Genomic DNA, 19154 nt, shown 5'->3' with positions numbered 1-19154 from the left:
CACGCCCTCAGCGCGACACCTGCGCGATCCATTCCTGCAGGTTGTAGTAGTTGGTGACCCGGACGATGCTGTTCTTGCGGATTTCGAAGAAGGCACCGCCCGGCAGGACATAGGTCTGCCCGCGGGCATCGGGCAAGCCTTCGTCGGTGCTGTGGTAGACCCCGTGCACCACGTATTCGGCGCCGACGCGCGTGCCATCTTCGTTGGCGGTCACCACGATCTCGTGCAATTGCTCGTGGTAACTGTCGTGCATGCGCTTCAGGAAGACCGCGAAATCCGCCCGGCCAATCTCACGCGGCCCCTGATTGAGGTCGTGGGCGACATCTTCGCTCAGCAGCGCCAGCATGCCGCCCCAATCGCTACGGTTGAAGGCCGCGTAATAGGCCTGGACCAGGCCGGTGGCGCGTTGTCGTTCGCTCTGAGGCATGCTCGAACCTGCCGCTGGGAAAGTCCGCATCATAGAGGGCTAGGCTCCCTGTGCCACCAGATCGCGATGGAAGTAGTAGACCTCCTGCAGCAGGAAACGCCAGCTGGTGTGGACGCTGCGGAAGCGCGTACTGGGCGTGGACGAGGCCAAGGCATCCACGCCCAGCTCCCGGCTCAGCCGCAGCGCGCGCGCCATGTGCAGCGGGTCGCTGACGATGATCGCCCGATGCAGGCCATGCCGCGCCATCAGCGCGTGCGCCTGCTCCAGGTTCTGGCGGGTGGTGCGCGAGCGGGTTTCGATCATGATCGCGTCCGACGGCACGCCATGCCGCAGTGCGTAACGCCGTGCCACCTGCGACTCGGCAAAGCGTGCGCCATTGCCGAAGCCGCCGGTAAACAGCAGGTACGGCGCATAGCCTTGCGCGTACAGGTCCAGGGCATGCCGGATCCGCTCTTCGAACACTGGCGACGGACGCGCGTCGTAGGCAGCCGCGCCCAGCACGATGATGACATCGGCCGGCGCAGCCTGATTGCGGTCGCCCACCCAGACGATCCAGCCCGCCACCCCCGCCAGCCAGATCAGCGCCAGCATGCACAACCGCCAGCCCCATCCCCACAGCCCCGGCCCACGCGAGCGCCTGCTCACGCCATCGCCCATGGCAGCGCGTCCAGATCCACATTGCCGCCGGACAGCACCAGCCCCACCCTGCGCCCGGCAAACCGGGCGGGGTCGGCCAGCACTGCCGCCAGCGTGATCGCCGAAGATGGCTCCACCACTTGCTTGAGTATCTGCCACAGCAAGCGCATCGCCTGCACCACCGCCGCATCGTCCACGGTCAGCACCTGCGCCCCGGCGGCCCGCAGCAGCGCGAAGTTCGGCGCGCCCAAGGTGCCGCGCAGGCCATCGCAAAGGGTGTCGGGAACGAAATCGACCAGGTGCTGCCCGGCGGCCAGCGAACGCGCAGTGTCGGCCGCCCCGTCCGGCTCGGCCAGCACCAGCGCGCAGCCTGGCGCCGACTGCAGTGCCAGCGCCGCCCCGGCCGCGAGCCCACCACCGCCGACCGGCACCACCAGCACGTCCAGCCCGCCACTTTGATGCAGCAGTTCCAGCGTGGCGGTGCCCTGCCCGGCGATCACCGCTGGATCGGCATAGGGATGCACCAGGGTCGCCCCCGTGGTGGCCTGGACCTGCGCGCACAACTGCTCGCGCGCGGCGATGGTCGGCGCACAGCGCCACAACGCGGCCCCGTGACGGGAGATATTGGCCAGCTTGGCGGCCACAGCGCCCTCGGGCACCACGACATGACAGCCGATCCCACGCGTGCGGGCGGCCAGTGCCAGCGCCGCGCCATGATTGCCGGACGAATGGGTGACCACACCTCGCGCGGCCTGCGCCGGCGACAGCCCCCACACCGCATTGCAGGCACCACGGAATTTGAACGCGCCACTGCGCTGCAGGTGTTCGGCCTTGAAGAACAGCTGCGCACCGCTCAGTGTGTCCAGGCTGTGCGAGGTCAGCACCGGTGTCGGTGCGCAATGCGGCGCGATGCGCGCGGCTGCTTGCAGGACATCGTGGTGGGCGGGAGGGGCCGTTTCGAGCATGCCGCAAGATTAACGTATCGTCCCGTTCTTCACGGCTCGCACCCAGGCCGTCCCAGCATGCTGGACGGGTCAGGAACCGCACCCTGGCTGCCAAGTTAAGGACCGATTCAAAGCGGCGGTTCGAAAGTGGCAACATGGTTGCAGGAGGGCACCATCGATGAAATTCCGTCTGATCTTCGCCGCCGGGCTACTCGCCCTGAGCGGCTGCGCAACCTACGACTACACCGGCGCCGGGGCGGGCGGCTATTACCGCGGCGCCCCGGCGGTGCAGTATCGCTATCCGCCGGGATATTCGCCGTTCTACTACGGTAATCCGTATGGGCCTTACGGCGGGGGTGGGTTCGGCCTCTACAACTACCCGGTCTACCCGATCTATCGCGGTGGCGGCTACTACTATCGGCCCTACGATCGTCGCCCGCAGTATCGGCCGCCACGCCCGCAGGGTGGCTTCGGCGGGCCGCGACCGAGCGGTCTCCGGCCACCCTCCAGTGCACCGTCAACGCGCCCGCCGCCCAGGATCGGCGCGCCGCCGCGGGTGATTCGGGAAATCCAGCGGCAGATGCCGCGCCAGCCGGTTCCATGACTTGCTGACTGCGACGTGCCCCACAAATGAGAGTGATGGGGCTTGCGTTCAGCCCGCTCTTGGTCGCAAGCTAGCTGTTCGGTGTGACCCGCCGCGTCATGTTGTGACCTGAGCCCGCCGCACAAGCCAGTTTATGTCGATGTCCGACAGGGAAATCTGGATCCCCCCTGTTCCGGCCCTGTCGGATATCGGCGCCTTCAACGCATAAAGCCCCGGCATGCCGGGGCTTTATGCGTTGTGGCATTGGCCCCGCCCGGCCATGCAGCGCCGGCAGCCATCGAAAGGCGTGAGACCTGGAAACCAGTGGTCCGAAATAAAAAACCAGAAATAAAAAATAAGGGTCGGCAGTCCCCCGACTACCGACCCTTACGCGACCCCGACGCACGCGCGGCTGGCCCCTGTTCCAATTCCAGCCTTTGCGCCCATGTCGCAATGCCACGCCGGGTGCGATAGGGATATCCGCACGAAACATGCCAACTTGAGTGCCAGTATTGAAATTTGTGATTTACATCACAAATTTACGGGACAAGTGACCGCATTGCCGCTTCAGCCGATACTTGCCTGGCCGTTGTCCTCCCTACCGCTTCCAGTCCACGCCCATGTCCGACTCCTTCTATCGCTTCGATGTCATCGTGATCGGTGGCGGCCACGCCGGCACCGAGGCGGCGCTGGCGTCTGCACGCGCCGGTGCGCGCACCCTGCTGCTGACCCACAACATCGAGACCGTGGGGGCGATGAGCTGCAATCCGGCCATCGGTGGGATCGGCAAGGGGCACCTGGTCAAGGAGATCGATGCGCTGGGCGGCGCCATGGCGCGGGCGGCCGACCTGGCCGGGATCCAGTGGCGCACGCTCAATGCCTCCAAGGGGCCGGCGGTGCGCGCCACCCGCTGCCAGGCCGACCGCAACCTCTACCGCAACGCGATCCGCCGCATGGTCGAGGCGCAGCCCAAGCTGACGGTGTTCCAGGCGGCGGTGGACGATCTGGTCACCCACAACGGCGCAAGCGAGGCCGATAGCGTGCGCGGGGTCATCACCCAAACCGGGCTGCGCTTCGAAGCCCCGGCCGTGGTGCTCACTGCCGGCACCTTCCTGGCCGGCAAGATCCATGTCGGCCAAACCCAATACGCGGCCGGGCGCATGGGCGACCCGCCGGCCACCACCCTGGCCGCGCGCCTGCGCGAACGGCCGTTCGCCATCGACCGGCTCAAGACCGGCACCCCGCCGCGCATCGACGGGCGCTCGCTGGACTACGGCGTGATGGTCGAGCAGCCGGGCGACGACCCGCTGCCGGTACTGTCGTTCATGGGCCAGGTCGGCGACCATCCGCGCCAGGTCAGCTGCTGGATCACCCAGACTACCGAGCAGACCCACGACATCATTCGCCAGGCGCTGCATCGCTCGCCGTTGTATTCCGGGCAGATCGAAGGCATCGGCCCGCGCTACTGCCCGTCGATCGAAGACAAGGTGGTGCGTTTCGCCGACAAGACCAGCCACCAGATCTTCGTCGAACCCGAAGGACTGGAAGTGACCGAGATCTATCCCAACGGGATTTCCACCTCGCTGCCGTTCGATGTGCAGCTGGCGCTGGTGCGCTCGATTCACGGGTTTGCGCAGGCGCATATCACCCGCCCCGGCTATGCCATCGAATACGACTTCTTCGACCCGCGCGGGCTCCGTGCCTCGCTGGAAACCAAGGCAATGGGCGGGCTGTTCTTCGCCGGCCAGATCAACGGCACCACCGGTTACGAAGAAGCCGCCGCGCAAGGGCTGCTGGCCGGCCTCAACGCCGCCCGGCATGTGCAGGGGCTGCCGGCGTGGTCGCCGCGCCGCGACGAAGCCTACCTGGGCGTGCTGGTGGACGATCTGATTACCCACGGCACCACCGAGCCGTATCGCATGTTCACCAGCCGCGCCGAATACCGGCTGCAGCTACGCGAAGACAATGCCGATGCGCGCCTGACCAGTGTCGGCCGCCGCATGGGCCTGGTCGATGACGCACGCTGGGCGCGCTTTTCGGCCAAGCAGGAGGCCGTGCAGCGCGAAAGCGCGCGGCTGTCCGCGCTATGGGCCACGCCGGGCAATGCACTGGGACGCGAAGTGACCCAGACCCTGGGCGTGTCGCTCAGCCGCGAGACCAATGTGCTGGACCTCATCAAGCGCCCGGAGCTGAACTACGCCAGCCTGATGCGCGTCCCGACCCTGGGGCCGGGCGTGGACGATGCGCAAGTGGCCGAACAGGTGGAAATCAGCGTCAAGTACGCCGGCTACCTGGACCGCCAGCGCGACGATATCGCGCGCCAGCTGCGCCAGGAGAACACGCCGATCCCGCCGAATTTCGATTATGCCGGCGTACGCGGATTATCGATCGAGGTGCAGCAGAAACTCGAACGCGTGCGTCCGCACCATATTGGTCAGGCGCAACGCATTGCCGGAATGACACCGGCGGCAATTTCGCTGCTGCTGGTCCATCTGGAACGCGCGCGGCGCAGCCAGGTCGCCTAGCGCCTGCCGCGTGCCGCCGCCGGGCGCTGCGCAAACGCAGGCTGCAGGCAGGCACGACCACCACCGGCACATGCGCTTGCAGCAGCGCATTGCCTGAACCGTCGGCATGCCCGGACGGCTTGAAGCGATGGCCCGTCCTGATTAGCGAAGATCAGGCGATCAAAGGCGCACCATTGTCACTGGACGGTCGCTGGACAGGCGAGAAACGTTGCTATGATTTTGCCAACCACGACACATTTCCTCAGATGAACGCAGTTAGCACGTTACTGGCCACCACGTTTCGACTCGCCTGCCCCGTCGTGATCCTGACGTTGGCAAGTATCTGTCCTGCCCATGCCAATACCGAGGAAGACGGGCGGTATTGGTTGAGTGTCTACGCCCAGGGCAAGTTGCCGGTGGAGAATCTCTACTGGAGCATGGATATCCATCCACGCTGGCGCGAGGAAGGCGAGCAGTTCGATCAATTGATCCTGCGTCCGGCGCTGTTCTATCGACTCAACCCCAAGGCCAGCGTCTGGATGGGTTACGACACCATCATCACCCATCCGGCCGGGCAGCCATCCAATCGCGAGAATCGTTGGTGGGGCCAGTTTCAGTATCAGTTCGATCCGGTCGCCAACATCAGCATCACCAGCCGCACGCGCCTGGAACAACGTCATCGCGAAGACTTCGCCGATGAAGGTTACCGGGTGCGGCAGATGATCCGGGCCACGCGGCCCAGCGGATTCAGTCCGCAACTGTCCTGGGTGTTGTTCAACGAACTGTTCGTCAATCTGGATCAGACGCAATGGGGCGCTCGGCGCGGTATCGACCAGAATCGCGTCTTCGTCGGCATCAACTGGAAGTTCAATGCCATTTCCAACGTCGACGTGGGCTATCTGAACCAGTTCGTCAACACGCGGGCAGTGGACCGCGAAAACCATGTGTTGATGACCACGTTCCGCTTCAACTTCTGATGCAGCGCCCCGGTCTTGCGGGCGCTGGCGCAGGGCTGCGCAGCGCCGTCAATCGTCTTGCGCTGCGGCTTCGCGGCCTTGCTGGCGAATCAGGTTTTCCTGGCGTGCGTCCTCGATCGAGGCGCGCACGGCACGCACGTCGGCGCGCCGGGTATCGAACCTGAAACGCCCGCTCAAGGCGCTGTCCGGGCGCAGTTCGCCCTTTTCGTAGAGCGCCCACATCTCTTCGCCGTAGTGGGTGTCCAGCAGTTCCGGCGCGAAGCGGCCCAGGCAATCGCGCAGGTTGTGCACGTCGCGCAGCAGCATCTCGCGCGCGGCGTTGTTGCCGGCGGCGCTGACGACCTGCGGGAAATCGATCACCACCGGACCCTGCGGCGACACCAGCACGTTGTATTCGGAGAGGTCGCCGTGCACCAGGCCCAGCGACAGCATCTTGACCACATCGCCGATCAGGCTGGTGTGGAAGGCGCGTGCCTGCTCCGGCTCCAGGTCCACTTCGCCCAGGCGCGGTGCGCTATGCCCGGCTGCGTCGGTAACCAGATCCATCAACAGCACACCATGGAAATAGCCGCGCGGTCTGGGCACGTGCACGCCGGCATCCACCAGTTGGTAGAGGGCATCGGCCTCGGTGTTCTTCCATGCGGTTTCGGCTTCGCGTCGGCCGAACTTGGTGGCCTTGCCCATCGCCCGCGCCTGGCGGCTGCCGCGCACCTTGCGCCCTTCCTGGTACTGCACGCGCGCCTGGAAACTGCGTTGCGCCATGTCCTTGTAGACCTTGGCGCACAGCACGTCCGAGCCTGCGCCGACCACGTAGACGGACGCTTCCTTGCCGCTCTTCAGTGGCCGTAACACCACGTCGATCACGCCGTCGTCGATCAGCGGCTGCAGACCCTTGGGGGTTTTCATGGACTAGAAGGACCGATCCGGAACAAGCCAGCGACGATTATGCGGCAACCTGGGTGAAGCGTTTACATGCCAACCGCATCCACCGCGGCCGGCGCACGCTGCCGCGAGCGCTTACCATGTCCGAACCTGCACAAGCCGCGACCCGATGCCCGACACGCCTGCCCGCCGCCGTGCCCCGCCCGCCACCGCCGCCAGTGGCGAACGCGGCCTGCCACACGCCTTGATGCAGCAGATCGCCGCCGCCCGCGGCGATCCCGATTTCATGACCTCGCTGGGACGTGGACTGGTGGTGCTGAGCGTGTTCGCACAGCATGCGCGCGAGGTGACGATGTCGCAGATCAGCCTGGAAACCGGTATTTCGCGCGCCGCGGTGCGTCGAGTGCTGCATACGCTGACCACGCTGGGCTATGTCGGCGAGCAGGGCCGCGGCTATGTGCTGCTGCCGCGCGTGCTCGGGCTGGGCGGTGCATATGTGGCGTCCTCGTCGATGACCGCCGCCGCGCAGCCGGTGCTGGATGGTCTGCGCGATCAGGTGCTGGAATCCTGCTCGCTGGGCGTGCTGGACGGCGACGACCTGCTGTACGTGGCGCGCGCGGAAACGGTACGCATCATGTCCATCGGGCTACGCCCGGGCACCCGGTTGCCGGCCTATTGCACCTCCATGGGGCGGGTGCTGCTGGCAGCGCTGCCTGCCGACACCCTGCAGGCCTATCTGGAACGCACCACGCTGCGCCCGCGCACCGAGCGCACGGTGAGCCAGGCTCCGGCGCTGCTGGAGGTGCTGGCGCGCACGCGCCGCGAGGGCATGTGCCTGATCGACCAGGAACTGGAAATCGGCCTGCGCTCGATCGCGGTGCCGGTGCGCAACCTGCGCGGCGAGGTGATCGCGGCGTTGAACATCGGCGCCCAGGCCGGCCGCGTCAGCCTGCAGACCATGCAGATGCAACTGCTGGAGCCGCTAAAACAGGCCGCGCAGCGCCTGGGCACCTTGCTGAGCTAGGGACCGCAAGAAGAACCGCAAGCGTGCTGCACGCCGGCCGCTTCAGTCTTCCGCCGCCTGTTCCTGCAGGATCGGGGCAGCCAGCGCAAAGGCATGATTGGCGGCCGGCACGCCGCAATAGATTGCCGCCTGCAACAATACTTCCTTGATCTGCTCCGGGGTCACGCCGTTGTTGCGCGCCGCCCGCACATGCAGCTTGAACTCCTCGTCGTGGCCCAGGGCGACCATCATCGACAGGGTCATCAGCGACCGGGTATGCGCGGGCAGGCCATCGCGGGTCCAGATGGTGCCCCAGGCGTAGCGGGTAATCAGGTCCTGGAATTCGTCGGTCAGCGGGCTGCGTGCAGCCAGCGCGCGGTCGACGTGCGCGTCGCCCAGCACGCGGCGGCGTTCGCGCAAGCCAGCCTTGTATCGCTCGTCTTCGTGCATCGGATGTCCTTGCAGGTGGGGGTCAGTCGTTCAACAGGAAGCCCAGTACCGCCTCGTTGAAGGCGGCGGGCGATTCCAGGTTGCAGATATGGCGGCCGGGAACCTGGGCGTAGTGGCCGTCGGGGGCGGCGTAGGCGATCTCGCGCAGGTCCGGCGGCGGACATACCGGGTCGTCGTCGCCGGCCACGGCCAGCAGCGGCAGCGCCAGGCCATCCAGCGCGCCGCGAAAATCCGCCTCGGCCACGGCCTGGCAGCATGCAACGTAGCCCGCCGGCGACGTGGAGACGAAGGCGGCTGCGACCATGTCCAGCCGCTGCGCGTGGCTGAGCGCAAAGGCCGGGGTGAACCAGCGCTGCAAGGTGGCGTCGATCAGCGTCGGCAGGCCTTCGCTGCGCACCTGCTCGATGCGCGCCTCCCAGCTGGCGGAGCTGCCGATTTTCTGCGCGGTGGCGCACACCACCACCCGGCGCAGCCGCTGTGGCGCGTGCAGGCTCAGCCACTGCCCGGTGAGCCCACCGATCGACAGCCCGCAGAAATCGCTGCGTTCGATCTGCAGGGCGTCCCACAGCGCCAGCACGTCCTGGGCCAGTTCGGCGATGCTGTAGGGGCCGGGCGGGGCTTCCGAGTCGCCGTGGCCGCGGCGGTCGTAACGCAGGATGCGGTAGTGCGGGGCGAAGGCTTCGATCTGCACGTCCCACATGTGCAGATCGGTGCCGAGCGAGTTGCAGAAGGTCAGCCAGGGCTTTCCTTCGGTGCCGTCCAGGCGGTAGTGCAGGCGATGCGTGGGCAAGTGGAGATAGGCCATTGGGGCACCGTCAACGGGATGGGAAGCCGGCCAGCGCGCGGTCGATCCAGACCGACGACATGCCGCGCCAGCTGTCGCCATCGAACACCGCCTGCAGTTGCACCGGCGTGAGTATCGCGCCGACCTGCGCCTCCTCGCCCAGCACCTGGCGCAGATGCCGTTGCTGCTGCTGTGCGCGCCGCACGGCCTGTTCGACCAGCGCATGCGCCTGCGCCTTGCCGAGCTGCGGCGCCAACGCGAAGACCGCCGCCTCGGCATAGAGCACCCCACCATGACTGTCCAGGTGCGCGCGCATGCGCGCGCGGTCCAGCTCCAGGCCGTCCAGGCAGGCCTGCATCTGCGCCAGGCTGCCGGCGGTGAGCCGCACGATCTGCGGCAGCGTGTCCCATTCGGCATGCCACTGGCCGGCGGCGCGCTCGTGCGGCTGCAACATCGCGCTGAACAAGGTGGCGACCAGGCCGGGCACGCGCGTGGCCGCGGCGATCGCCGCGACGCTGGACACCGGATTGCGCTTGTGCGGCATCGCCGACGAGCCCCCCTTGCCGGCCGCTGCGGGCTCGAAGGCTTCGCCGACCTCCGACTGCATCAGCAGCACCACATCGCCGGCGATCTTGCCCAGGGTGCCGGCCAGTAGGCCGAAGGCGCAGCCGATCTCGACGATGCGATCGCGGGAGGTATGCCAGGGCAACGCCGGCAACGGCAATGCCAGCGTGCTGGCCAATGCCTGCGCCACCTCCAGCCCACGCGTCTGCAGCGAGGCCAGCGTGCCGGCCGCCCCGCCGAACTGCAGCGCCAGCGCCTCCTCGCGCACGGCGTGCAGCCGGCGATGCGCGCGTTGCAGAGCGTCCAGCCAGCCGGCCGCCTTGAGCCCGAAGGTCACCGGCACCGCGTGTTGCAGCAAGGTGCGCCCGGGCAGGCCGGTGTCGCGCTCGCGTTCGGCCAGCCCGGCCAGGGTGCCGCACAGGCGCTGCAACTGCGGAAGTAGCAGATCCAGCGCGGCGCGCAGCTGCAGCATCGTACCGGTGTCGATGACGTCCTGGCTGGTGGCGCCCCAGTGCACCCAGCGCGCGGCGGCGGCATCGTGTTCGCCGACCCGGGCGGTGAGCGCCTTGACCAGCCCGATGGCAGGATTGCCGGCCAGCGCGGTGGCCTGCGCCAGCGCAGCCAGGTCGTACTGGCGCACATCGCAGGCCAGCACGATGGCGGGCGCCACCTCGGCGGGAATGACGCCGCAGCGCGCCTGCGCCTGGGCCAGCGCTGCCTCGAATTGCAGCATCGCCTGTACCCGCGCCGCGTCGTCGAACAGCGCCTCGCACGCGGGGTCGCCAAATAAGGATTCCAACAGCGAGAACGTGGGACTCATGCAGTGCTTCTCTTGGCGTGACGGCAGCATGGCATCGCCATGCGAAGCTGCCAACCAGCCCGCCGCAGGCGGGCGATATCACTGCGCCTCATGCACAGGCGATGCGCGCTGCGGGCACGCGCATTGCGGGAGGATGACGTGCACATGCGCCGCACCGCCGCGCGCGACCACTGGTGCGGACGCCGGTGCACGGGTCGAACAGGCGGGCCACAGTCGCAACCACGCCCGCAGGTGGCAGGCGGCCGCATCAGTAGTTGAAGAACACGGTCTCGGCGTCGCCCTGCATGTGGATATCCCAGTGGTAGGCGCCGTCGCCACGCGGTTGCGCCAGCAAGGTCCCGCGCCGCGCCGCAGGCACCAGGGCCAGGATGGGGTCGCTGGCCAACTGGGGGTCGTCGGCGAAGTACACCCGGGTCGAGACGCTGTGCAACAGGCCGCGCATGAACACCAGCACGGTCAAATGCGCCGCCTGCGGAACCTCGCCCGGTCCGGCCACCGCGCCCGGCTTGATGGTCGCGAAGGTGAACCGCCCCTCGGCGTCGGTGGCGATACGGCCCCAGCCATCGACCTGCGGCGCATGCGCCTGCCAGCGCGGATCGGCTGGATGCGCATAGATGCCGGCCGCATCGGCCTGCCACAGTTCCAGCACGGCATCGGCCACCGGTGCGCCGGCACCATCGCGGACGCAGCCGCTGATCTGCACATGCGTGCCTGCGGCCTGCGCGGCCGCCAGGCGGTCGCGGTACAGAGGCTCCAGCCCGAGCCTGAAATACGGGCCGACGGTTTGGGAAGGGGTTGTGGAAAGACTCATCGGTTCACTCCCAGACCGTTTGCTTGCGACCGCGCAGCACGATGTCGAAGCGGTACGCCAGCGCATACTCGCTGATCGCGTTCTCCCAGTCGAAACTGGACACCATGCGCTCGCGCGCCAATGCATCGTCCACGCAGTTGTAGATGGGGTCGTACGCCAGCAGCGGGTCGCCGGGGAAATACATCTGCGTGACCAGGCGTTGCCCGATCCCGTCGCCATGCAGCGAGAAATGGATATGTGCCGGCCGCCAGGCGTTGTAGTGGTTGCGCCACGGATAGGCGCCCGGCTTGATGGTCTTGAACGCGTAGCGGCCCTGCGCGTCGGTCAGTACCTGGCCGGTGCCGCGGAAGTTGGGGTCCAGCGGTGCATCGTGGCGGTCGCCGGCGTGCTGATAGCGGCCGGCGGCATTGCATTGCCACACTTCCACCACGCTGTTGCGCACCGGCTTGCCGTTCTCGTCCAGCACCCGGCCGGACACGACGATGCGCTCGCCCAGCGGCTCGCCACTAAAGCCGGCGGTCAGGTCGGCGGCATGCTCCCCCAGGGTGAGACGATCCAGGCGCGGGCCGGTGACCTCCGACAGCGTTGCCGGGATGTCGATGGGCGCGCGGGTGGGTCCGCGCAGGCGGGTGGATGCATAGGGTGGATGCAGATAGGCCGGCTGGGTGCCGGGACGCGGGCGGCGATAGCCGAGCAGCGGATCGGCGCCCGGTTCGTCGGTGGTGGCATCGCGCATGAGGGATCTCCCTGGCCGCACTGCGGCACGTTCAAACGATGTGGATAAGCGATGGTGGCAGCACTGCTGGCTTGGCGTTGGGTCAGAGGCGTTCGATCGCCAGGGCCACGCCTTGCCCGACGCCGATACACATGCTGGCCAGCCCGAGCCGCCCGTTGCCGGCTTCCAGCTGGCGCAGCAGGGTGAGCGCCAACCGCGCGCCACTCATGCCGAGCGGATGGCCCAATGCAATCGCACCACCGTTGGCGTTGACGTGTGCGGCATCATCGGCCAGGCCGAGCTGGCGCGTGCAGGCCAGCGCCTGGGCGGCAAAGGCTTCGTTGAGTTCGATCGCGTCGAATTGGTCCAGGCGCAGGTTCAGGCGCGCCAGCAGGCGCTGCGTGGCCGGCACCGGACCGATGCCCATGTAGGCCGGCTCCACGCCCGCACAGGCGAAGCCCAGCACGCGCGCGCGCGCCTGCAGCCCATGCATGCGCAATGCCTGCGCGGAGGCCAGCAACACGGCGGCGGCGCCATCGTTGATGCCCGACGCATTGCCGGCGGTGACCGTGCCCGGCTGGCGAAAGATCGGCTTGAGCTTGGCCAGCGTCTCGGCCGTGGTGGCCGGGCGCGGCTGTTCGTCGTGTTCCACCGTCGTGGGCGCAACGCCCTTGCGTCCGGCCACCGACACCGGGGTAATCTCGCCATCGAAGAAGCCCGCCGCGCGGGCGGCAGCGGCGCGCTGCTGGCTGCGCAGCGCGAAGGCATCCTGGTCCTGGCGGCTGATGGCATGGCGCTGGGCGAGGTTTTCTGCGGTCTCGCCCATCAGCTCGGTGCCGTGGGCGGCCTGCAGGCGCGGGTTGACGAAGCGCCAGCCCATGGTGGTGTCTTCCAGTTGCTGGGTACGGGCGAACGCGCTGTCGGCCTTGCCCATCACCCAGGGCGCACGCGACATCGATTCCACGCCGCCGGCGATCGCCAAGTCCAGCTCGCCGGCACGGATGCCGCGCGCCACCGTGCCGACCGCATCCAGCCCCGAACCGCACAGGCGGTTGAGCGTGCTGCCCGGCACCGAGGTGGGCAGGCCTGCCAGCAACAAGCTCATGCGTGCGACGTTGCGGTTGTCTTCGCCGGCCTGGTTGGCGCAGCCCAGATAGACGTCGTCGATGGCGGCCGGGTCCAGCGCCGGATGACGCGCCAGCAATGCCGCAAGCGGCACCGCGCCCAGGTCGTCGGCACGCACGCTCGCAAGCGCGCCGCCGTAACGGCCGATGGGGGTGCGGATGCCATCGACCAGATAGACCTCGCTCATGCCTGCGCCCCTGCGGATTGGGTACCGTGCGCGGCATCGGTGCGTGCCTGCAGCGCGCGCAGTGCCTGCAGCTCGGTCGCGGTGGGCGGAGGTGTCTGGGCCAGGTCGTCGGCAAACCGGATCGGCCAGCCGGTGGCCGCGCTCACCTGCTCGCGGGTGATCCCCGGATGCAACGCGGTCACCGTCAGTTCGCGGCTCACCGGGTCCGGCTCCATCACGCACAGGTCGGTGACCACCACGGTGGGGCCGGCACCGGGCAGGCCGGCGCGCTTGCGCGCATCGCCGCCGTCCAGATGCCCGACGGTGGTGATGAAATCCAGCGTCGCCACGAAGCTGCGCCTGGACTGGCGCATGATGATGAAGACCTGCTTGGCGCTGGCCGCGATCTCCGGCGCGCCGCCGGCACCGGGCAGGCGCGTCTTCGGCGCGGCGTAGTCGCCGATCACGGTGGTGTTGAGATTGGCGTGGCGGTCGATCTGCGCCGCGCCCAGGAACCCCACGTCCACGCGGCCGCCCTGCAGCCAGTAGCGAAAGATCTCCGGCGTGGAGACCACGGTGTCGGCGGTCTCGGCCAGTTCGCCATCGCCGATCGACAACGGCAGCACGTCCGGGCGGGCACCGATCGGGCCGGATTCGTAGATCAGGGTGACATCCGGCGCATGCGTCAGCCGGGCCAGATTGGCCGCGGTGGACGGCAGGCCGATGCCGACGAAACAGACGGCGCTGTCGGGCAACCGGCGCGCGGCGGCCACGGTCATCATCTCGTTGGTGCTGACCTCGCTCATGCGGCCACCTGCTGCTGCGAGTGCGCGTACACGCGCTGGAACGCAGTGAAATCCTCGGTATCCAGGATGTGCGTCTGGATCCATTGCTGGAACCGCGCACGATCGCGGGCGATCGCATCCCAGGCCAGATAAAAGCGGTTGTCGCGTGCAGAGTAGCCATGCGCATACGACGGTGCCGCGCCACCCGGCACATGACACACCGCATCGACCACCCAGCGCGGCAGGATGCAGGCGTTGGGCGGCGCGTCGAGGGTGTCTACGATCTCTTCCACCGTCACGATCACCTTGCGCGCGGCCAGCACGGCTTCCTTCTGCACGCCAAGAATCCCCCACAGCAGCACATTGCCGCGGCGGTCGGCCTGCTGGGCGTGGATCACGGTGACATCGGGGTTGACGGCCGGCGTGGCGGCCAGCGTTTCGCCGGTGAACGGGCACTGCAGGAACTTGATGCTGTCGTTGACGCGCGGCAGGTCCGAGCCGACATAGCCGCGCAACACCGCAAACGGCAGCCCCGAGGCGCCAGCGACATAGGCGTTGGCCATGTCGGCGTGGCTGTGCTCACGCAGTTGCAGGGGCTGTGGCCAGGCATGTTCGACCGCATCGCGCAGCCGGTGCAGCGAGCCCACCCCCGGATTGCCACCCCACGAGAACCGCAGCGCCGCCGCGCAGCCGGCACCGATCAGCTGGTCGTAGATCAGGTCTGGAGTCATCCGCACCAGGCGCAGGTCGCGCTTGCGCTGGCGAATCACCTCGTGGCCGGCGGCATGCGGGATCAGATGGGTGAAGCCCTCCATGGCCACGCAATCGCCATCGGCGATCAGCTGGGACACGGCGTCGGGCAGGGAGACGATTTCGACCATGGACGGAGCCTGGGGCTGCGGACGTGCAACCACGGTAGACCCATCCAGGCGAGCCGGTCAATGCGATTATCGGCAAATGAATTCGATAATCGCACAATTCTGTGCGCACGCTTGCACTTGCGCATTGTTTCCGGCGTATACATAACCATACCCGCAAGCAGACGCCAGCGCCAGGAATCGGCCTTGTTGGCTTGATCTACCGACGTTGCCACGTCCCATCGCATCCCAGGCTGTATACAACCCAGGAGCCACGTCCATGACCCAGTCCAGACAGCTGTTTCCGCTCAACGCGTGGTACGCCGTTGCCTGGGACCACGACATCAGGCACGCGCTGGCGCCGCACAAGGTCTGCAACCTGGACGTGGTGCTCTATCGCACCACCGCCGGCGCGGTGGTGGCGCTGGAAGACGCCTGCTGGCACCGCCTGGTGCCGTTGTCGATGGGCAAGCTGCGCGGCGATGACGTGGTCTGCGGCTACCACGGGCTGGTCTACGACACGCAGGGCCGCTGCGTGCACATGCCCTCGCAGGACACCATCAATCCCTCGGCCTGCGTGCGCAGCTTTCCGGTGGCCGAGAAACACCGCTACGTGTGGATCTGGCCGGGCGACCCGGTCAAGGCCGATCCGGCGCTGATCCCGGACCTGCACTGGGCGCACGACCCGGCCTGGGCCGGCGATGGCCGCACCATCTACGCCAAGTGCGACTACCGGCTGGTGCTGGACAACCTGATGGACCTGACCCACGAAACCTTCGTGCACGGCTCCAGCATCGGCCAGGACGAAATCGCCGAAGCACCGTTCGACGTGGTGCATGGCGAGCGCTCGGTGGTGGTGTCGCGCTGGATGCGCAATATCGACGCGCCGCCGTTCTGGGCCAGCCAGATCGCGCGCCATCTGGACTACCACGGCAAGGTGAATCGCTGGCAGATCATCCGCTTCGAAGCGCCCGGCACCATCGCCATCGATGTCGGCGTGGCCATCGCCGGCACCGGTGCACCGGAAGGCGACCGCAGCCAGGGCGTCAACGGCTACGTGCTCAACACCATCACCCCGGAAACCGACACCACCTGCCACTACTTTTGGGCGTTCATGCGCAACTACGCGCTGCACGATCAGTCCTTGACCACGCTCACGCGCGCTGGCGTCACCGGCGTGTTCGGCGAGGACGAAGCGGTGCTGGAGGCGCAGCAGCGCGCCATCGACGCGCACCCGGACCACACCTTCTACAACCTCAACGTCGATGCCGGCGGCATGTGGGCACGGCGGGTGATCGACCGGCTGATCGCGCAGGAGCAACGCGCGAGCGAGCTGTCGTTGCGCATGGTGGGTTGAGCGCGCCGCGCAGGAGCCAGCGATGTCACCGACTACCCCGTTCCGCAACAGCGCCACACAGACCACCCGCGCACTGCTATCGCTGCGCGAATGGATTCTGGATGGCCGCCTGGCCGCCGGCAGCCGCCTGTCCGAACTGGCGGTGGTGCAGCGCCTGGGCATGCCGCGCACCCCCGTGCGGGCGGCCCTGCAGCGCCTGTGCGAGGAAGGCCTGGCCAGCGCCCTGCCCGGCGGCGGCTATGCGGTGCAGGCGTTCAGCGAACGCGATGCGTACGATGCCATCGAACTGCGCGGCACGCTCGAAGGAGTGGCCGCACGCATGGCGGCCGAGCGCGGCGTAGGTGCCGCCGCGCTGGCGCAGGCGCACGCGCTGTTGGGCCGGCTCGACGGCATCGTCGGGGCCTCGGCCGATGCCATCGACTTGGCAGCCTACGTGCAGGCCAATGCACAGTTCCACACGCTGTTGCTGGACATGGCCGACAGCGAGGTGCTTGAACGCGCCGTGCACCGCATCGTGCAGCTGCCGTTCGCCTCCCCCAGTGGACTGGTCCTGGCGCAGAGCGGCGCTGCCGAAGCCCAGCTGCATCTGACCCTGGCGCAGGACCAGCATCGCGAAGTGATTGCGGCCATCCAGCAGCGCCAGGGCAGCCGCGCCGAAGCATTGATGCGCGAGCACGCCCGTCTGGCACATCGCAACCTGCGCCATGTCCTGCAAACCCCTGCGGCGATCGACCAATTGCGTGGTGGCGCGTTGATCGGTCGCGCCTGCGCCCCCGATGCCGGCAGCGCCCGGCCAGACGTCCTGCCTGGAGCCCCTCATGCGTAAAGACACCCAGTGGCATCGCGCCCGCGTGGTCCGCATTGCCGACCTGTGCGAAGGCGTCCGCGAGATCGTGTTCGATCCAGGCCCGGCCGCGCGCAGCTTTGCGGTTGGCAGTCATCTGGATTTCCGCGTGGAGCTGCAAGGGCGTGCCGATGTGCGTTCGTATTCGCTGGTGGGCGAACCGCGCGCAGATGGCCATTACTGTATTGCGGTCCGGCAGATGCCCGAGAGCCGCGGCGGTTCGCGCTACATGTGGACGCTGCAGCCGGGCGATGCGGTGGAAATGTCGCCGCCCAGCAACAACTTCGCACTGGACGAACGCGGCGAGCACATCCTGCTGATTGCCGGCGGCATCGGCATCACCCCCATCGTCGGCATGGCGCAACGGCTAGCCGCGCGCCACCCGGCGTTCCGCTTGCTCTACGTCGGCCGCTCGCGCCATGCGATGGCCTACGTGGATGAACTTCACGCCTTGCTCGGCGAGCGCCTGCAGCTGCATTGCGACGACAGCGCCGGCCCGCCCGATCTGACCGGCGAACTGGCGCGCCTGCCGCCCAATGGCGAGGTCTACGTCTGCGGTCCGCTGGGCATGCTCGAAGCGGTACGCGAGCACTGGCACGTGGCCGGCCGGCCGCGTGCGCGGCTGCATTTTGAAACCTTCGGCAACAGTGGGCGCGTGCCCGCGCAGGCCTTCGTGGTCAAGTTGCCGGGGCTTGGACTGGAGGTACCGGTGGCGGAGAACCAGTCGATGCTCGATGCGCTCAACGATGCCGGCGTGGAACTGATCGCCGAATGCCGGCGCGGCGAATGCGGGTTGTGCGCGGTGGACATCCTCGACAGCGCGGCGGACATCGATCACCGCGACGTCTTCTTCAGCGACGCGCAGCGCCGCGAGAACCGCAAACTGTGCGCCTGCGTCTCGCGCGCGGTGGGCGGCAGCGTCAGCATCGACACCGGTTATCGCCGCGAGCTGGGTTGAGCGCCATGTCGCGCGTGTTTGCATCCTCACGCGCATGCGCGATCATCGGCGCATGGAGTCGACTCATTACAGGACTGTCCCGGCGCCGGCCTTGAACCCGCGCCAGGAACAATTGGTGGCCTTGGTGCGGCAGCAAGGGTTTGCAGACGTCGAAGGCCTTGCGACGCGCTTCGAGGTGACGCCGCAAACCATTCGCCGCGACCTGACCCTGCTGTGCGATGCCGGGGTGCTGCGCCGCTATCACGGCGGTGTCAGCATGCCATCGAGCGTGGAGAACCTGGCCTATACCGCCCGCAAGACATTGCAGGCGCACGAAAAGCGCCATATCGCCGCACAGGTGGCCGGGTTCATCCCCGACGATGCCTCGTTGTTCATCAATCTCGGCACCACCAACGAAGAGGTGGCGCGCGCACTGCTGCAGCACCGCGGGCTGCGTGTCATCACCAATAACCTCAACGTGGCGGTGATGCTCAGCGCCAATCCCAGCTTCGAGGTGATCGTGGCCGGTGGCGTGGTGCGCGGTCGCGACCAAGGCGTGACGGGCGAGGCCACGGTGGAACTGATCCGGCAGTTCAAGGTGGATTTCGGGGTGATCGGCATTTCCGGCATCGACCGCGACGGTACCCTGCTGGATTTCGACTATCAGGAAGTGCGCGTGGCCCAGGCCATCATCGCGCATTCGCGCCAGGTGCTGCTGGCCGCCGACCACAGCAAGCTCTGCCGCAATGCCATGGTGCGGCTGGGCGCGCTGGCGCAGGTGCACGACTGGTTCACCGACCGGCCGCCACCGCAGGACCTGGACCCGGTCCTGGCCGAGGCGGGGACGCGCGTGCATGTTGCCGGGACCGGCGCCGCCTGACCGGGCAAGATGTTCGATCCTGTTCGTTTTTGGAATTCTTTCGCAGGCTACAAGCCCCTCCTCCACTGCGCCCTGCAGGCGATGCGGCGCACTGGACGGCACG

The 19154-nt window shown here is 67.7% G+C and carries 20 protein-coding genes; 8 read left to right on the top strand and 12 right to left on the bottom strand.

Translation table 11 applies throughout. The features are described 5' to 3' along the window. Positions 1-7: 7 nt before the first annotated feature. The 3 genes from ACCQ13_RS01890 to ACCQ13_RS01880 are packed head-to-tail and all read right to left on the bottom strand — an operon-like array spanning position 8 to position 2028. Positions 8-427: a ketosteroid isomerase-related protein gene (locus ACCQ13_RS01890; RefSeq protein WP_104605451.1), complete on the bottom strand. Its 420-nt coding sequence runs from the start codon at positions 425-427 to the stop codon at positions 8-10. Positions 428-466: 39 nt separating this feature from the next. Then, positions 467-1084: a YdcF family protein gene (locus tag ACCQ13_RS01885; protein ID WP_104605453.1), complete on the bottom strand. Its 618-nt coding sequence runs from the start codon at positions 1082-1084 to the stop codon at positions 467-469. Then, positions 1069-2028 carry a pyridoxal-phosphate dependent enzyme gene (locus ACCQ13_RS01880; RefSeq protein ID WP_104605455.1) on the bottom strand — a complete coding sequence of 320 codons (960 nt, stop codon included), beginning with the start codon at positions 2026-2028 and terminating at the stop codon, positions 1069-1071. Before ACCQ13_RS01880 ends, ACCQ13_RS01885 begins: the two co-directional genes overlap by 16 nt. Before the next feature lie 157 nt (positions 2029-2185). Between ACCQ13_RS01880 and ACCQ13_RS01875 the strand changes: the two genes are divergently transcribed. The 3 genes from ACCQ13_RS01875 (at position 2186) to ACCQ13_RS01865 (ending at position 6071) form a co-directional block, all read left to right on the top strand. Beyond that, on the top strand, positions 2186-2611 hold the full coding sequence (locus tag ACCQ13_RS01875) for a hypothetical protein (RefSeq protein ID WP_159406530.1): 426 nt from the start codon (positions 2186-2188) through the stop codon (positions 2609-2611). Between the two features lie 599 nt (positions 2612-3210). Then, positions 3211-5115, top strand: coding sequence for a tRNA uridine-5-carboxymethylaminomethyl(34) synthesis enzyme MnmG (mnmG, locus tag ACCQ13_RS01870; protein WP_104602998.1), 1905 nt, complete (start codon positions 3211-3213; stop codon positions 5113-5115). Between the two features lie 245 nt (positions 5116-5360). Then, positions 5361-6071: a DUF2490 domain-containing protein gene (locus ACCQ13_RS01865; RefSeq protein ID WP_159406529.1), complete on the top strand. Its 711-nt coding sequence runs from the start codon at positions 5361-5363 to the stop codon at positions 6069-6071. 48 nt (positions 6072-6119) lie between these two features. Here the strand turns inward: ACCQ13_RS01865 and ACCQ13_RS01860 are convergent, their stop codons facing one another. After that, entirely contained in the window at positions 6120-6977 is an 858-nt protein-coding gene (locus ACCQ13_RS01860; protein WP_104602996.1) for a PA4780 family RIO1-like protein kinase, read from the bottom strand. A 145-nt stretch (positions 6978-7122) separates the two neighbouring features. Between ACCQ13_RS01860 and ACCQ13_RS01855 the strand changes: the two genes are divergently transcribed. Then, entirely contained in the window at positions 7123-7977 is an 855-nt protein-coding gene (locus ACCQ13_RS01855) for an IclR family transcriptional regulator domain-containing protein (RefSeq protein WP_104602995.1), read from the top strand. A gap of 42 nt (positions 7978-8019) precedes the next feature. On the opposite strand, the gene pcaC is transcribed toward ACCQ13_RS01855, so the two are convergent. The 8 genes from pcaC to ACCQ13_RS01815 all read right to left on the bottom strand — a co-directional run bounded on the left by pcaC (position 8020) and on the right by ACCQ13_RS01815 (position 15057). Continuing rightward, the gene (gene pcaC, locus ACCQ13_RS01850) at positions 8020-8406 is read right to left on the bottom strand and encodes a 4-carboxymuconolactone decarboxylase (RefSeq protein ID WP_104602994.1); all 387 of its coding nucleotides are present in this window, start codon (positions 8404-8406) and stop codon (positions 8020-8022) included. A gap of 22 nt (positions 8407-8428) precedes the next feature. Then, complete coding sequence (gene pcaD / locus ACCQ13_RS01845) at positions 8429-9211, bottom strand: 3-oxoadipate enol-lactonase (protein ID WP_104602993.1); 783 nt, start codon at positions 9209-9211, stop codon at positions 8429-8431. Between the two features lie 10 nt (positions 9212-9221). Beyond that, positions 9222-10574, bottom strand: a complete 1353-nt coding sequence (locus ACCQ13_RS01840) for a 3-carboxy-cis,cis-muconate cycloisomerase (protein ID WP_104602992.1) — start codon at positions 10572-10574, stop codon at positions 9222-9224. A gap of 247 nt (positions 10575-10821) precedes the next feature. Continuing rightward, complete coding sequence (gene pcaG, locus ACCQ13_RS01835; protein ID WP_104602991.1) at positions 10822-11385, bottom strand: protocatechuate 3,4-dioxygenase subunit alpha; 564 nt, start codon at positions 11383-11385, stop codon at positions 10822-10824. A gap of 4 nt (positions 11386-11389) precedes the next feature. Then, positions 11390-12121, bottom strand: a complete 732-nt coding sequence (gene pcaH, locus ACCQ13_RS01830; RefSeq protein WP_104602990.1) for a protocatechuate 3,4-dioxygenase subunit beta — start codon at positions 12119-12121, stop codon at positions 11390-11392. 82 nt (positions 12122-12203) lie between these two features. Then, positions 12204-13412, bottom strand: a complete 1209-nt coding sequence (pcaF, locus tag ACCQ13_RS01825) for a 3-oxoadipyl-CoA thiolase (RefSeq protein WP_159406528.1) — start codon at positions 13410-13412, stop codon at positions 12204-12206. Next, positions 13409-14197 (bottom strand): CoA-transferase subunit beta, encoded by a 789-nt coding sequence (locus tag ACCQ13_RS01820; protein ID WP_159406527.1) that lies wholly within the window; start codon positions 14195-14197, stop codon positions 13409-13411. The genes pcaF and ACCQ13_RS01820 overlap by 4 nt, the downstream gene beginning before the upstream one ends. Beyond that, positions 14194-15057, bottom strand: a complete 864-nt coding sequence (locus tag ACCQ13_RS01815; RefSeq protein ID WP_104602987.1) for a CoA transferase subunit A — start codon at positions 15055-15057, stop codon at positions 14194-14196. The genes ACCQ13_RS01820 and ACCQ13_RS01815 overlap by 4 nt, the downstream gene beginning before the upstream one ends. 256 nt (positions 15058-15313) lie before the next feature. Between ACCQ13_RS01815 and ACCQ13_RS01810 the strand changes: the two genes are divergently transcribed. The 4 genes from ACCQ13_RS01810 to ACCQ13_RS01795 are packed head-to-tail and all read left to right on the top strand — an operon-like array spanning position 15314 to position 19051. Continuing rightward, positions 15314-16390: an aromatic ring-hydroxylating dioxygenase subunit alpha gene (locus tag ACCQ13_RS01810; RefSeq protein ID WP_159406526.1), complete on the top strand. Its 1077-nt coding sequence runs from the start codon at positions 15314-15316 to the stop codon at positions 16388-16390. A 22-nt stretch (positions 16391-16412) separates the two neighbouring features. Next, positions 16413-17216, top strand: a complete 804-nt coding sequence (locus ACCQ13_RS01805; RefSeq protein WP_159406525.1) for a GntR family transcriptional regulator — start codon at positions 16413-16415, stop codon at positions 17214-17216. Continuing rightward, positions 17209-18192: a PDR/VanB family oxidoreductase gene (locus tag ACCQ13_RS01800; protein WP_104602984.1), complete on the top strand. Its 984-nt coding sequence runs from the start codon at positions 17209-17211 to the stop codon at positions 18190-18192. The genes ACCQ13_RS01805 and ACCQ13_RS01800 overlap by 8 nt, the downstream gene beginning before the upstream one ends. Positions 18193-18226: 34 nt before the next feature. After that, positions 18227-19051: a DeoR/GlpR family DNA-binding transcription regulator gene (locus ACCQ13_RS01795; protein ID WP_159406524.1), complete on the top strand. Its 825-nt coding sequence runs from the start codon at positions 18227-18229 to the stop codon at positions 19049-19051. Positions 19052-19154: the final 103 nt, after the last annotated feature.

Source organism: Xanthomonas sp. NCPPB 1638, from assembly GCF_041475635.2.
Classification (GTDB): domain Bacteria; phylum Pseudomonadota; class Gammaproteobacteria; order Xanthomonadales; family Xanthomonadaceae; genus Xanthomonas; species Xanthomonas cucurbitae.
The sequence above is the reverse complement of the archived record's forward strand: the minus strand, read 5'-3'. Positions and strand labels throughout refer to the sequence as shown.

Excerpts from the sequence above, each read along its gene's own strand:
- ACCQ13_RS01800 (WP_104602984.1), top strand. The coding sequence starts at position 17,209 with ATGCGTAAAGACACCCAGTGGCATCGCGCCCGCGTGGTCCGCATTGCC.
- pcaG (WP_104602991.1), bottom strand. The coding sequence starts at position 11,385 with ATGAGTCTTTCCACAACCCCTTCCCAAACCGTCGGCCCGTATTTCAGG.
- ACCQ13_RS01795 (WP_159406524.1), top strand. The coding sequence starts at position 18,227 with ATGCGCGATCATCGGCGCATGGAGTCGACTCATTACAGGACTGTCCCG.
- ACCQ13_RS01875 (WP_159406530.1), top strand. The coding sequence starts at position 2,186 with ATGAAATTCCGTCTGATCTTCGCCGCCGGGCTACTCGCCCTGAGCGGC.
- ACCQ13_RS01810 (WP_159406526.1), top strand. The coding sequence starts at position 15,314 with ATGACCCAGTCCAGACAGCTGTTTCCGCTCAACGCGTGGTACGCCGTT.
- ACCQ13_RS01885 (WP_104605453.1), bottom strand. The coding sequence starts at position 1,084 with ATGGGCGATGGCGTGAGCAGGCGCTCGCGTGGGCCGGGGCTGTGGGGA.
- ACCQ13_RS01805 (WP_159406525.1), top strand. The coding sequence starts at position 16,413 with ATGTCACCGACTACCCCGTTCCGCAACAGCGCCACACAGACCACCCGC.
- pcaD (WP_104602993.1), bottom strand. The coding sequence starts at position 9,211 with ATGGCCTATCTCCACTTGCCCACGCATCGCCTGCACTACCGCCTGGAC.
- ACCQ13_RS01865 (WP_159406529.1), top strand. The coding sequence starts at position 5,361 with ATGAACGCAGTTAGCACGTTACTGGCCACCACGTTTCGACTCGCCTGC.
- ACCQ13_RS01815 (WP_104602987.1), bottom strand. The coding sequence starts at position 15,057 with ATGGTCGAAATCGTCTCCCTGCCCGACGCCGTGTCCCAGCTGATCGCC.
- ACCQ13_RS01890 (WP_104605451.1), bottom strand. The coding sequence starts at position 427 with ATGCCTCAGAGCGAACGACAACGCGCCACCGGCCTGGTCCAGGCCTAT.
- pcaC (WP_104602994.1), bottom strand. The coding sequence starts at position 8,406 with ATGCACGAAGACGAGCGATACAAGGCTGGCTTGCGCGAACGCCGCCGC.
- ACCQ13_RS01860 (WP_104602996.1), bottom strand. The coding sequence starts at position 6,977 with ATGAAAACCCCCAAGGGTCTGCAGCCGCTGATCGACGACGGCGTGATC.
- ACCQ13_RS01820 (WP_159406527.1), bottom strand. The coding sequence starts at position 14,197 with ATGAGCGAGGTCAGCACCAACGAGATGATGACCGTGGCCGCCGCGCGC.
- ACCQ13_RS01855 (WP_104602995.1), top strand. The coding sequence starts at position 7,123 with ATGCCCGACACGCCTGCCCGCCGCCGTGCCCCGCCCGCCACCGCCGCC.
- ACCQ13_RS01840 (WP_104602992.1), bottom strand. The coding sequence starts at position 10,574 with ATGAGTCCCACGTTCTCGCTGTTGGAATCCTTATTTGGCGACCCCGCG.
- mnmG (WP_104602998.1), top strand. The coding sequence starts at position 3,211 with ATGTCCGACTCCTTCTATCGCTTCGATGTCATCGTGATCGGTGGCGGC.
- ACCQ13_RS01880 (WP_104605455.1), bottom strand. The coding sequence starts at position 2,028 with ATGCTCGAAACGGCCCCTCCCGCCCACCACGATGTCCTGCAAGCAGCC.
- pcaF (WP_159406528.1), bottom strand. The coding sequence starts at position 13,412 with ATGAGCGAGGTCTATCTGGTCGATGGCATCCGCACCCCCATCGGCCGT.
- pcaH (WP_104602990.1), bottom strand. The coding sequence starts at position 12,121 with ATGCGCGATGCCACCACCGACGAACCGGGCGCCGATCCGCTGCTCGGC.